General features: G+C 67.4%; 10 protein-coding genes and 1 pseudogene. 5 read left to right on the top strand and 6 right to left on the bottom strand.

Annotation, left to right across the window (positions count from 1 at the left end; translation table 11 throughout):
* Nucleotides 1-74: 74 nt before the first annotated feature.
* On the top strand, nucleotides 75-2,066 hold the full coding sequence (locus A5732_RS00650) for a TPM domain-containing protein (protein ID WP_076099954.1): 1,992 nt from the start codon (nucleotides 75-77) through the stop codon (nucleotides 2,064-2,066).
* A 165-nt stretch (nucleotides 2,067-2,231) separates the two neighbouring features.
* On the opposite strand, the pseudogene A5732_RS27485 reads toward A5732_RS00650, so the two are convergent.
* The 3 genes and pseudogenes from A5732_RS27485 to A5732_RS00635 all read right to left on the bottom strand — a co-directional run.
* Nucleotides 2,232-2,397: pseudogene (locus tag A5732_RS27485) on the bottom strand (hypothetical protein); the annotation flags it as partial.
* A 509-nt stretch (nucleotides 2,398-2,906) separates the two neighbouring features.
* Nucleotides 2,907-4,136, bottom strand: a complete 1,230-nt coding sequence (locus A5732_RS00640) for a PPE family protein (protein ID WP_076099952.1) — start codon at nucleotides 4,134-4,136, stop codon at nucleotides 2,907-2,909.
* 250 nt (nucleotides 4,137-4,386) lie between these two features.
* The gene (locus A5732_RS00635; protein WP_065052870.1) at nucleotides 4,387-5,778 is read right to left on the bottom strand and encodes a glycine--tRNA ligase; all 1,392 of its coding nucleotides are present in this window, start codon (nucleotides 5,776-5,778) and stop codon (nucleotides 4,387-4,389) included.
* Between the two features lie 191 nt (nucleotides 5,779-5,969).
* Here A5732_RS00635 and A5732_RS00630 point away from each other — a divergent pair, with 191 nt between their 5' ends.
* A complete protein-coding gene (locus A5732_RS00630) occupies nucleotides 5,970-6,398 on the top strand; it encodes an ArsR/SmtB family transcription factor (RefSeq protein WP_139334709.1) in 429 nt (142 codons plus the stop codon).
* Nucleotides 6,395-6,790 (top strand): Fur family transcriptional regulator, encoded by a 396-nt coding sequence (locus tag A5732_RS00625; protein WP_076054278.1) that lies wholly within the window; start codon nucleotides 6,395-6,397, stop codon nucleotides 6,788-6,790. The genes A5732_RS00630 and A5732_RS00625 overlap by 4 nt, the downstream gene beginning before the upstream one ends.
* Nucleotides 6,791-6,794: 4 nt before the next feature.
* On the opposite strand, the gene A5732_RS00620 is transcribed toward A5732_RS00625, so the two are convergent.
* From A5732_RS00620 to recO, 3 genes are read right to left on the bottom strand one after another with little or no spacing between them, the layout of a single operon-like run.
* Nucleotides 6,795-7,223 carry a hypothetical protein gene (locus tag A5732_RS00620; protein WP_076099951.1) on the bottom strand — a complete coding sequence of 143 codons (429 nt, stop codon included), beginning with the start codon at nucleotides 7,221-7,223 and terminating at the stop codon, nucleotides 6,795-6,797.
* Nucleotides 7,223-8,140, bottom strand: a complete 918-nt coding sequence (locus A5732_RS00615; protein WP_076054274.1) for a decaprenyl diphosphate synthase — start codon at nucleotides 8,138-8,140, stop codon at nucleotides 7,223-7,225. Before A5732_RS00615 ends, A5732_RS00620 begins: the two co-directional genes overlap by 1 nt.
* A complete protein-coding gene (gene recO / locus A5732_RS00610; RefSeq protein ID WP_076099949.1) occupies nucleotides 8,133-8,930 on the bottom strand; it encodes a DNA repair protein RecO in 798 nt (265 codons plus the stop codon). Before recO ends, A5732_RS00615 begins: the two co-directional genes overlap by 8 nt.
* Nucleotides 8,931-8,991: 61 nt before the next feature.
* Here recO and A5732_RS00605 point away from each other — a divergent pair, with 61 nt between their 5' ends.
* Nucleotides 8,992-10,470: an amidase gene (locus A5732_RS00605; protein ID WP_076099948.1), complete on the top strand. Its 1,479-nt coding sequence runs from the start codon at nucleotides 8,992-8,994 to the stop codon at nucleotides 10,468-10,470.
* Nucleotides 10,471-10,498: 28 nt separating this feature from the next.
* Nucleotides 10,499-11,956 carry an aminotransferase class I/II-fold pyridoxal phosphate-dependent enzyme gene (locus tag A5732_RS00600; protein ID WP_076099946.1) on the top strand — a complete coding sequence of 486 codons (1,458 nt, stop codon included), beginning with the start codon at nucleotides 10,499-10,501 and terminating at the stop codon, nucleotides 11,954-11,956.
* Nucleotides 11,957-11,992: the final 36 nt, after the last annotated feature.

The raw sequence follows: 11,992 nt of genomic DNA, 5'->3' as shown, positions 1-11,992 counted from the left end.
GCGGGGCTGCGCCTGACCGCCCCACTCCTCATGAGGCCTACTGGCCTGCATCGTCGCGGGTCTAGATTGGCCCTATGCGTTGCACCGCTCGCCTGATCGCCGTGATCGCGACGATCCTCACGGTCGGCTTCGGCGGCAGCCTGCTCCTGGCACCGTCCGCCGGCGCGCAACCACCATTCCGGTTGGCCGACTACATCACTGATCCCGCGGGAGCCTTGTCGAATTCCGGGCACAGCGCGGTCAGCTCCGCCCTCAACAAGCTGTACACCGACCGCCACATCCGGCTGTGGGTGGTCTACGTCGACAACTTCTCCGGGCAGAGCGCGGCCGAATGGGCACAGCGCACTGTGCGCAGCAGCGACCTGGGCGACTACGACGCGCTGCTGGCCGTCGGCACCACCAGCCGTGAATACGCGTTCCTGGTGCCGACCACGATCAAGAGCATCAACGCAAACCAGGTCGACAAGTTGCGGCGCAACAAGATCGAGCCCGCGCTGCACAACGGGGATTGGAGCGGAGCCGCCGTCGCGGCGGCCAACGGGCTCGACACCTCGCCCGGTTCGTCGGGCCGGGTGGCACTGCTGGCCGTGCTGGCGGGCATTCTCGTCTCGTTGGCAGTCCTGTTGCTGGTCATGCGTTATCGGGGCCGGCGCCGCCGCGCCGCGGCGTTGGCCGCGGCACGCCGGGTCGACCCCACCGACGCCGATGCGCTGGCCACGGTGCCGCCGCAGGCACTCGACGACCTGTCGCGCGCGCTGGTGGTGGACGTCGACAATGCGGTGCGCACCAGCGCCAACGAATTGGACCTGGCGGTCAGCGAATTCGGCGAAGACCGCACCCAGCCATTCACCCAGGCCGTGACCAACGCGAAAGCGGCTCTGTCCCAGGCATTCACGATCCGCCAGCAGCTCGACGACGCGACGCCGGAAACGCCGGCGCAGCGCCGCGAATTGCTCACCCAGGTGATCGTCTCGGCGGCGCGGGCAGACCGCGAACTCGAGTCACAGACCGAGGCATTCGAGAAGTTGCGCGATCTGGTGATCAACGCCCCCGCCCGGCTGGACTCGCTGACGCAGCAGTACGTGGAACTCACCACCCGCATCGCACCGGCCGAGGAACGACTTGCCGCACTGTACAAGGACTTCAGTGCTGCCGCATTGACTTCGGTGTCCGGCAATGTCACGGCGGCCAAGGAGCGCCTGGCATTCGCCGACAGCAACATCGGCAGCGCCCGTGAGCTGGCCGCCCAGGCCATCAGCGGGCAGCAAGCCGGTCTGGTCGATGCCGTCCGCGCCGCCGAGTCGGCGCTGGGCCAGGCGCGCGCGTTGCTCGACGCGGTGGACAACGCGGCCAGCGACATTCAGCACGCCATTGACCGGTTGCCGTCGGCGATGACCGACATCCAGAACGACATCGAGCGCGCAGGCGAACTGCTGAAGAAAACACCGAACGCCAAAACCGCGCGCCGCGGTGATCTGGCCGCGGCGCGCGACGCGGCCGTCAGGGCCGTCGAGAGCGCACGAGCCGGCGCATCCGACGATCCGCTGGGCGAGTTCAGTCAGCTGACCAAGGCCGACGCCGCCCTCAACGGGCTACTGGCCACGCTGGCCCAGGAGCAGGCCGCCGCCGAACAACTGAACCGGTCGTTGGAGCAGGCGTTGTTCACCGCGCAGTCGAGGGTGCGCGCGGTGTCGGACTACGTCGACACGCGTCGGGGCAGCATCGGCCCCGAGGCGCGCACCCGGCTGGCCGAGGCCAGACGGCATCTCCAAGCCGCGGAGGATAAGCGGTCGACGCTGCCGGCCGAGGCGATCGCTCACGCCAATGCGGCGTCGACGCTGGCCGCCACGGCGCAATCCCTGGCCAACGACGACGTGCAACTGGCGCAGCGTGCCTACATGGGCCGCGGCGGCAGTGACATGGGCGCGATGCTCGGCGGGATCATCATCGGCAATGTCCTCAGCGGAGGCATGCGGGGCGGATTCGGCGGCTGGAGCCCGACCTCGTTCGGCGGCAGCGCGGGTTCGTCCGGCGGCGGTTTCATGGGTGGCGGCGGCCGATTCTGAGCAGCGCCTGACGCCGGCGATCAGCTTTGGGTTTGCTCCGGTCTCAGCCGGCTGCCGGGGAATGCGGTATCACGCCCGGGCTCCGCTGGACGGTGTCACCTTCCCAACCACTCCACACTCCGTCTGCAACGGCCGTCGGGCGGGGGACGTCGGTCATCTCTTCGGGAGCTTCGGCAGTGACATCCGCCTTCGGCGCCCAGTGGTCGTAGTCATCTGGTGGGACGACCACGCCCCACTTGAGCGGAACCGACAGGCCACCGAGCATGCCGGACTCACCTCGAACTGCCGACACCGTGTCATCCGGCAACGGCGAACCGAGAGGCAAAAGCACCCCTGCCCCCTTCCACAGCCGATAGTGCGTTCGGGCGCTGTGGCGAATCTATTTACACCAACCGGTCACATCGTAAGACAAACTGAAGAAAATATGTGGGAATTGCCAATTTTGATTTTTCCGGTTCGCGCTCGACAGCGGGCGACTCGTCGCCGGTCCGCGACGACAGCCGCGGATCACCGTCGCCCGCATTCGACAACGCCGGGTGCCGACGCTCGTCGCGAGGCGTCATGCGACGCATCGCCGAATCCACATCCGTTGGCGCGCAACGTGTTAGGGCCATCATCGAGCTCGCGAGACGGGCGGACGAGGTTTTGTTGGCGCGCCGCGGGAGTCGGTCTCGCCGGATTCGTTCGTTGAATGCGTAGACCCTGCTGCGAGTTTTTACTAGACGCAACAGATGAATTCCGCGTTGCGATACAACGCTCGTTGCCGCGTATGCTCGCAAAAGTATTGAATTCGCGCCCCATTGCACAGTATTCACGTGTGCAACAGCAGCACCGTCGCCGCTATCCCGGGCGGTTGCGCGGAACCACTTTGGGACGCGACCTCACCACCTGAGCCCGGGTCCCGCGGTCCTCGCCCTCGGGACTCTTGTCGCCGACCGGCATCGCGGCCATCGGCACGCCACTGCCCGACCCGGTAGCCGCCGCGGCAGTCGGCGCTCCAGAGCCCACGCCCGACATCGCCGGGGTGGCGATGTAGGCCGGCATCGACCCTTCCCATGCGGCGGGCACCGACATCGACCCGATGAACCGCGCGCTCCCCAGGCCCGCCGTCGCAATGCCCAAGGCGCCCAAACCCCCGCCGGCCAACGGCTGCAGGTCGGACAGTGGGCTCCCCGCGCTGTGTGGCGCGTTGAGGGGCGCGCTGCTCGCGCCGACCACGGCCGGTGCCAGTGTCGGCGCCGCCTGGGGCGCCGCAGTCGGGCCCGCAGGTCCGGCACTGTGGGCGAGCGTCGCCATGGGCGTCACCAAAGCGGTGGCCGGGTACATCCCCGCCTGCGCCACCGTCGTCAACGTGGCCACCGGCGTCGACGTGAGCAGTGAGACGGCCGGCGAGAGCGCGCCGAACACCGACTGAAGCTCGGAGGCGAACGCGGTCCCCAGTGAGGACAGGCCCTGGAAGAACTGGGACGCGAAACTCAGCGGCGCCGTCACCAATCCGGCCAGGCCCGACAGGTCCGCGGCCGGTGCGCCACCTCCTCCCAGAGCCGCGGGCGGCACGCTGAACTCCGGCAATGCCTGCGCCATCGATTGAGCCCCGGCGTGATAGCCCAACATCGCCGCCACATCCTGCGCCCACATCTCGACGTATTCGAGCTCGGTCTGTGCGATGGCCGCGGTGTTGATGCCGAAAAAGTTCGTCGCGATCAGCACGAGCAGCCGGGCCCGGTTCGCCAGCACCTGCGGCAGCGGCACCGTCGCCACCAGAGCGCCCTCGAAAGCCAGCGCCGCGATCCGGGCCTGCAGGGCCGCCACCTCCGCTTGCGCCGCAGCGATAATCAGCCATTCCACGTAGGGCGACGCGGCAGCCGTCATCGACATCGACGACGGCCCCATCCAGGCGCCACCGGCCAAATCGGAAACCGTGGTGTGAAACGACGATGCCGAGGTTGACAGCTCGACCGCCAGCCCATCCCACGCCGAGGCCGCCTCGAACAGAGGTCCGGCCCCCGGGCCGCCAACTATCAAGGCCGAGTTGATCTCAGGAGGGAAGAACACAAACGCGGGAATCATTTGCAACCCCAACCGGCCGAGTCAACGGCTCCTACCCCGGACGGCCCAACGTCCGCCCGCGGCCATTAGCTATCTACTTATGCCCCAGAGGGATCCTAAGGCACCGTCACCGCGAAAGGCCGAACTTTAAACAAACCTTATTTCGGAAATCCGGCGTCGGTGATGGCGCATCGCCACCCGCGCGGGACCATCAGACGTGCGGCGGCGAAACAGGAAAGACAATATACAAGACCGCGCCACAACTGGCCGATTAACAGCCCTTCAGGCGCGCCGCCAGATAATCGGACACGGCATTCATCGGGACGCGATCCTGGGACATGTCGTCGCGGCGGCGCACCGTCACGGCGTGGTCCTCGAGTGAGTCGAAATCGACCGTGACGCAGAACGGGGTACCGATCTCGTCCTGGCGCCGATACCGTCGCCCGATCGCACCGGCGTCGTCGAAATCGATATTCCAAAACTTGCGCAACTCGGCGGCCAAGTCCCGCGCCTTGGGGCTCAAGTCGGCGTGACGGGACAGCGGAAGCACCGCAGCCTTGACCGGGGACAGGCGCGGGTCCAGACGCAGCACCGTACGTTTTTCCATCTTGCCCTTGGCGTTCGGGGCTTCGTCCTCCACGTAGGCGTCGATCAAGAAGGCCATGAACGACCGTGTCAGGCCGGCGGCCGGCTCGATGACATAGGGCGTGTACCGGGTGTCGGTGACCTGGTCGTAGAACGACAGGTCGACGCCCGAGTGCTTTGCATGCGTCGACAGATCGAAATCGGTGCGGTTGGCGACGCCTTCCAGCTCGCCCCACGGATTACCGGCGAAGCCGAACTTGTACTCGATGTCGACGGTGCGATCGGAGTAGTGCGACAGCTTGTCGGCGGGGTGCTCGAATAACCGTAAGTTCTCCTGATCGATGCCCAGGTCGACATACCATTGCAGCCGGGTGTCGATCCAGTACTGATGCCATTCCTTCGCGGTCGACGGCTCGACGAAGAACTCCATTTCCATTTGTTCGAACTCGCGGGTCCGGAAAATGAAGTTGCCCGGCGTGATCTCGTTGCGAAAACTCTTGCCGATCTGGCCGATACCGAAAGGCGGCTTCTTGCGGGCGGTAGTGACCACGTTGGCAAAGTTGACGAAGATGCCCTGCGCCGTCTCCGGGCGCAGATAGTGCAGGCCCTCCTCGGTCTCGATCGGACCCAGGTAGGTCTTGAGCATCATGTTGAACTCGCGCGGCTCGGTCCACTGGCCCGGCTCGCCGGTCTCCGGGTCGCGGATGTCGGCCAGCCCGTTGGGCGGCGGGTGTCCGTGCTTGGCTTCGTAGGCCTCGATGAGATGGTCGGCGCGGTAGCGCTTGTGGGTGATCAACGACTCGACCAGCGGGTCATGGAACACGTCGACGTGGCCGGAGGCCACCCACACCTGCCGCGGCAGGATGATCGACGAATCCAGGCCCACGACGTCGTCGCGACCGCTGACCACCGAGCGCCACCACTGGCGTTTGATGTTCTCTTTGAACTCCACACCCAGCGGGCCGTAATCCCACGCCGACCGGGTGCCACCGTAGATCTCGCCCGAGGGAAAAACGAAGCCGCGCCGTTTGGCCAGGTTCACTACGGTGTCGATGACGGACGCCACGGGGCGGTGCACTCCCTTTCCGGGTTCGGGCGGGCACGCGCGGCGGTCAACCGCGGTGCGCAGAGCATCAGTCATGGTAGCGATCGACGCCGCGCTCTTTGACATGCGTCATCATGCATGTGACAGTGGATGGCAGCCGATAACGATATTCAATGGCGGATACTTCCCCACTACCTGGCACTTCTCGAGGTGATGCCGCTCCCATGATGACGTCCCCGTCGCCTTCCGCATCGATGCCGGCCGCCGACGACGGCGACGCGGACCCCGGCGTGGTCGCCCACGACCACGCCGCTCTGGACGCCGCCGGGCACTCCGGAGTCACCGCCTACCCCGTCCCGCCGCCGCGAGACATCCTCGATGCCGCCGGCGAGTTGTTGCGCGCGCTGGCCGCGCCGGTGCGGATCGCGATCGTGTTGCAGCTGCGCGAGTCCCACCGCTGCGTGCACGAACTGGTGGATGCGCTGGGCGTCCCCCAGCCGCTGGTCAGCCAGCACCTCAAGATTCTGAAGGCGGCCGGGGTGGTCACCGGGGAGCGGTCGGGTCGCGAGGTGCTCTACCGGCTGGCCGATCATCACCTCGCGCACATCGTGGTGGACGCCGTCGCGCACGCCAGTGAGGAGCCGCGACAATGACCGGAGCCAGCGTCCGCTCCACCCGGCAGCGTGCGGCGATCTCCACGTTGCTGGAGACGCTCGACGAGTTCCGCTCGGCCCAAGAGTTGCATGACGAGCTGCGCCGCCGCGGCGAGAACATCGGCCTGACGACCGTCTACCGGACACTGCAGTCGATGGCCGCGGCCGGGATGATCGACACGCTGCGCACCGACACCGGCGAATCGGTGTACCGCAGGTGTTCCGAGCACCATCACCACCACCTGGTGTGCCGCAGCTGCGGCGCCACCATCGAGGTGGGCGATCACGAGGTCGAGGTGTGGGCGGCGGAAGTGGCTGCCAAGCATGGCTTCTCCGACGTCAGCCACACCATCGAGATCTTCGGCACCTGTTCGGATTGCGAGGGCCGGTAGCCGCTCAGCCCGTCAGCGTCCGACGTATCCCGGCGCCGGTGTCGAGCACCAACAGGATCAGCGTCCGCAGGGCGTCGTCGGTGAGGCCGCCGCCGGGGAAGTTGTAGCGCAGCATCACGTCGGCGGTCTTCGACGCACCCTTGCCCGAATTGCGTTGCACCGCCTTCTCATTGACCTTCTCGATCAGGCTCACGCTGCCGAAGTTGCTGTCGCGGGCCTGCTTTGCCACCTGTTCGCTGACCTTCTTGGTCAGCGGCAGGTCCCACGCCAATATCTGGGTGAGCGACACCAGATCGAGGCCCTCGGCGATGTTCACCACCCGCAACGAGGCGATGGTGCCGTCGTGGCGCACGGTCACCGCGCCGTCGGCCTCCTCCTCGAGTGGGAGAACCTCGCCGAGTATCGACGACAGGCGTTCTTGCAGCGATGACACTATGCGCTCCCGAATCTGCGGTTGCGGGAAGCGTATTCCTCACACGCCGCCCACAAATCGCGGCGGTCGTAGTCGGGCCAAAGCTTGTCCTGAAACACGTATTCGGCGTACGCCGCCTGCCACAACATGAAATTGCTGGACCGGTGCTCCCCCGAGGTCCGCAGGAACAGATCGACGTCAGGAATGTCGGGCCGCTGCAGGTGATGCGACACCGTCGACTCGGTGATGCGTTCCGGGTTCAGCCGGCCGGCGGCGGCCAAGCGCGCGATTTCCTTTGTAGCCTCGGCGATTTCGGCACGCCCACCGTAGTTGACGCAATAGTTGACGGTGATGACGTCGTTGTTCTTGGTCATGTCCTCCGCGATCGCCAATTCATTGATCACGCTGCGCCACAGGCGCGGCCGCGAACCCACCCACCGGATCTTGACCCCGATCGTCTTCAAATTCACCCGGCGCATGCGCACCACGTCGCGGTTGAACCCCATCAGGAAGCGGACCTCCTCGGGGGAACGCTTCCAGTTCTCCGTGGAGAAGGCATACAGGCTGAGCCACTTGATGCCGAGTTCTATTGCGCCGCAAACGATGTCGATGACCACGGCCTCGCCTGCCTTGTGACCGTCGGTGCGGGTCAGCCCCTGCTGGGTGGCCCATCGGCCGTTGCCGTCCATCACGATGGCCACATGGTTGGGCAGTCGATCGGCCTCGATCTTGGGCGGGGCCGCCTTGGAGATGTGCTGCGGCGGCCGGGACGGCCCGCCGTCGGGGGACGGCGGCAGCTCCGGAAAGACGACCGGCCAGGTCGACTTGTCGGGAAACACGGGATAGTCGTCGGGCGCGGGGGGCAGCTGCGGGAAATCGGCTGACGCCGTGGCGCGCTCGGTCTTTCGAGCGGAGCCGCCGGCCCAGAGTTTAGCCACAGTCCATATCCTGCCCGATCAGCGCCGCGCGCTGGTCGGCGATGGTCCGGTCGACGTGATACGTCCGTTCCACGAGCGGCAACGTCTTGAGCTGTCGCTCCAGATGCCACTGCAGGTGCGCGGCCACCAGACCGCTGACGTAGTTGCGGTGCGATTGCGGCGTGTGCTCGGCGAAGTCCCAATCGCCGTCGTGCAGCGCGGACATCAGATCCAACACCCCCGGCGGCGGCGTCGTCGTAGCGGCCGGGCGGCAGTGTGCGCAGACGCTGCCGCCGGCGCCGACGTGGAACGCCCGATGGGGACCGGGGGTGGCGCAACGGGCGCACTCATTGAGCGCGGGCGCCCATCCGGCGATGCCCATCGCGCGCAGCAGGTAGGCATCCAGCAGGAGGTCCCGGGACCGGCGGCCGTCGGCCACCGCGCGCAGCGCGCTCACCGTGAGCCCATGCAGGGCCGGGGCGGGCGCGCGCTCCTCGCCGGCGAGGCGCTCGGCGGTCTCCAGCATGGCGCAGCCACAGGTGTAACGGCCGTAGTCGCTGACGATGTCGGTGGCGAACGCGTCTAGAGAAACGACCTGGGTGACGATGTCGAGGTTGCGGCCGGGGTGTAGCTGCGCGTCGATGTGCGCGAACGGCTCCAGCCGCGCACCGAATTTGCTGCGGGTGCGGCGCACGCCCTTGGCCACCGCGCGGACCAGCCCGTGATCACGAGTCAGCAGGGTGACGATCCGGTCGGCTTCGCCGAGCTTGTGCTGGCGCAGCACAACAGCTCGGTCTCGGTATAGCCGCATCACAATAGTTTTGCACCCCGCCGCGACATTACGGGTATCCGCGCCGTTAGTCTCGTACCCCGTGATTGGCGCTTCCGGGTCGGGTCCTGGATCCATTTCCGGATCCGGCCACCGGCGCCTGCCCACACTCACTGACCTGCTCTATCAGCTGGCCAGCCGCTCAGTGACATCCACCACACTGGTGGGTCGCTCCCTGCACGCCATTCACGCCAGCCAGCCCACGCTGAACGCCTTCCGGGTGGTGCTCACCGAGTCGGCGCTGGCCGACGCGGCGGAGGCCGACCGGCGCCGCGCGGTTGGTGACACCGCCCCGTTGCTGGGGGTCCCCATCGCGGTCAAAGACGACGTCGACATCGCAGGGGTGCCGACCGCCTTCGGGACGGAGGGGTCGGTAGCCCCCGCCACGCACGACGCCGAGGTGGTGCGCCGCCTCAAGGCGGCCGGCGCGGTGATCGTCGGCAAGACGAACACCTGCGAACTCGGGCAATGGCCGTTCACCAGCGGGCCCGGGTTCGGACATACCCGCAACCCCTGGTCGCGCCGGCACACCCCCGGCGGATCGTCGGGCGGCAGCGCCGCCGCGGTGGCGGCCGGACTGGTCACCGCGGCGATCGGCTCGGACGGCGCCGGCAGCATCCGCATCCCGGCGGCGTGGACGCATTTGGTGGGCATCAAGCCGCAGCGGGGGCGCATCTCGACCTGGCCGTTGCCGGAGGCGTTCAACGGCATCACGGTCAACGGCGTGCTGGCCCGCACCGTGGCCGATGCGGCGCTGGTGCTCGACGCCGCGTCGGGCAACGTCGAGGGCGACCGGCACAAGCCACCCCCGCTCACCGCGACCGACTATGTGGGCAAAGCGCCCGGCCCGCTGAACATCGCGCTGTCCACCCGGTTCCCGTACACCGGCTTCCGGCCGAAGCTGCATCCGGAGATCCTGGCCGCGACGCGGGCCGTCGGCAAGCAACTCGAGCTGCTCGGCCACACCGTGGTGCCTGGCAACCCCGACTACGGCATGCGGCTGTCGTGGGACTTCCTCGCCCGCTCCACCTCGGGCCTCCGCGACTGGGAGGAGCGGCTGGGCGACGGTGTCGTGCTGGACCCCCGCACCCTGTCCAACCTGCGCTTGGGCGCGGTGCTGGGACAGGCGATCCTGCGCAGCGCCCGCCGCCACGAAGCGGAAGACCAGCGCCGGGTGGGGTCCATCTTCGACATCGTCGACGTGGTGCTGGCGCCGACCACGGCCCAACCGCCGCCGTTGGCGCGCGCCTTCGACCGGTTGAGTGGCTTCGGCACCGACCGCGCCATGATCGCGGCGTGCCCACTGACGTTCCCCTGGAACGTGCTGGGCTGGCCGTCGATCAACGTTCCGGCGGGCTTCACGTCTGAAGGCCTGCCGATCGGTGTGCAGCTGATGGGTCCGGCGAACAGCGAGGGCATGCTGATTTCGCTGGCCGCCGAGCTGGAGGCGGTCTGCGGGTGGGCGAGCCAACAGCCCCAGTCGTGGTGGGACCAGACCACCGATGCGTCCGGCGCCAATTAGCCGCTGACAACCCGGGTACCCGTCCGTCATGGACCAATCGACCGCTCCCCTGCTCGATGCGCTGGCCGATTACCGGAACCAGAACCGGTACGGATTCACCCCGCCGGGCCACCGGCAAGGCCGCGGCGCCGACGACCGAGTCCTGGCGGTCTTGGGCCGCGAGCCGTTCCTGGACGACGTGCTGGCCAGCGGCGGCCTGGATGACCGCAGATCCAGCAACGGATACCTCAAGCGCGCCGAAGACCTGATGGCCGAAGCCGTGGGCGCCGACATCGCCTTTTTCTCCACCTGCGGCAGCTCCCTGTCGGTCAGGGCGGCGATGATGGCCGTCGCCGGCGGGGACGGCAGCCTTCTGCTAGGCCGCGACAGCCACAAGTCGATCGTGGCGGGGCTGATCTTCTCCGGTGTGCAGCCGCGTTGGATCACGCCCCAATGGGACGCCGAGCACCACTTTTCTCACCCGCCCTCCCCGCAGCAGGTCGAGGAAGCCTGGACCAAGCACCCCGACGCCTCCGGAGCGCTCATCGTGAGCCCCAGCCCGTATGGCACCTGCGCCGACATCGCCGGCATCGCCGACGTGTGCCACGCACGGGGCAAGCCCTTGATCATCGATGAAGCCTGGGGGGCACATTTGCCGTTCCACGACGACCTACCGACGTGGGCGATGGACGCCGGAGCCGACGTCTGTGTGGTCAGCGTGCACAAGATGGGCGCGGGTTTCGAGCAGGGCTCGGTGTTCCACGTGCAGGGCGACCTGATCGATCAGGACCGCCTTTCCGGTTGCGCTGACCTGCTGATGACGACCAGCCCCAACGTCTTGCTGTACGCGGCGATGGACGGATGGCGGCGGCAAATGGTCGAGCACGGACACGAATTACTCGGCGCCGCACTCGATCTCGCGCATCAGTTGCGCGCAGACATCGAAGGCCTCCCAGGCGTCGAGGTGCTCGACGACGAGTTACTCGGGGCGCAGGCATCCCACGACCTGGACCGCTTACAGGTGCTGATGGACGTATCGGGCACGGGCACCTCCGGTTACCAGGCCGCCGACTGGCTGCGCGCGAACGCTCATATCGACACCGGGATGAGCGATCACCGCCGCATTCTGGCCACCCAGTCCTTCGCGGACGACAAGACCACCGCCAGCCGTCTCACCGATGCGCTGACGGCGTGGCGCAAGGCAGCCGACGACTTCGACAGCCCGCCGCAAATAGACCTGCCCTCCCCCGATGAGCTGGAATTGGAGACAGTTTGCCTGCCCCGCGGCGCGTTCTTCGGGCACGTCGAGGCGGTGCCCACCGATCAGGCCGCCGGTCGGGTCGCCGCCGAACAGGTGACGCCCTATCCCCCCGGCATTCCCGCGGTCGTGCCCGGCGAGCGTCTCAATGATGCTGTGCTGAACTACTTGTGCTCCGGGGTGCGCGCCGGCATGAATACCCCGGATGCCGCCGATCCGTCGATGAAAACGATTCGGGTGCTCGCCTGACGAGGCGATCCCGGTGAATTCACATGAGCCACATGC

Source organism: Mycobacterium colombiense, from assembly GCF_001953985.1.
Taxonomy (GTDB): domain Bacteria; phylum Actinomycetota; class Actinomycetes; order Mycobacteriales; family Mycobacteriaceae; genus Mycobacterium; species Mycobacterium colombiense_B.
The sequence above is the reverse complement of the archived record's forward strand: the minus strand, read 5'-3'. Positions and strand labels throughout refer to the sequence as shown.

Coding starts and splice junctions, on each gene's coding strand:
- A5732_RS00650 (WP_076099954.1), top strand. CDS start 75: ATGCGTTGCACCGCTCGCCTGATCGCCGTGATCGCGACGATCCTCACG.
- A5732_RS00640 (WP_076099952.1), bottom strand. CDS start 4,136: ATGATTCCCGCGTTTGTGTTCTTCCCTCCTGAGATCAACTCGGCCTTG.
- A5732_RS00630 (WP_139334709.1), top strand. CDS start 5,970: ATGATGACGTCCCCGTCGCCTTCCGCATCGATGCCGGCCGCCGACGAC.
- A5732_RS00625 (WP_076054278.1), top strand. CDS start 6,395: ATGACCGGAGCCAGCGTCCGCTCCACCCGGCAGCGTGCGGCGATCTCC.
- recO (WP_076099949.1), bottom strand. CDS start 8,930: ATGCGGCTATACCGAGACCGAGCTGTTGTGCTGCGCCAGCACAAGCTC.
- A5732_RS00600 (WP_076099946.1), top strand. CDS start 10,499: ATGGACCAATCGACCGCTCCCCTGCTCGATGCGCTGGCCGATTACCGG.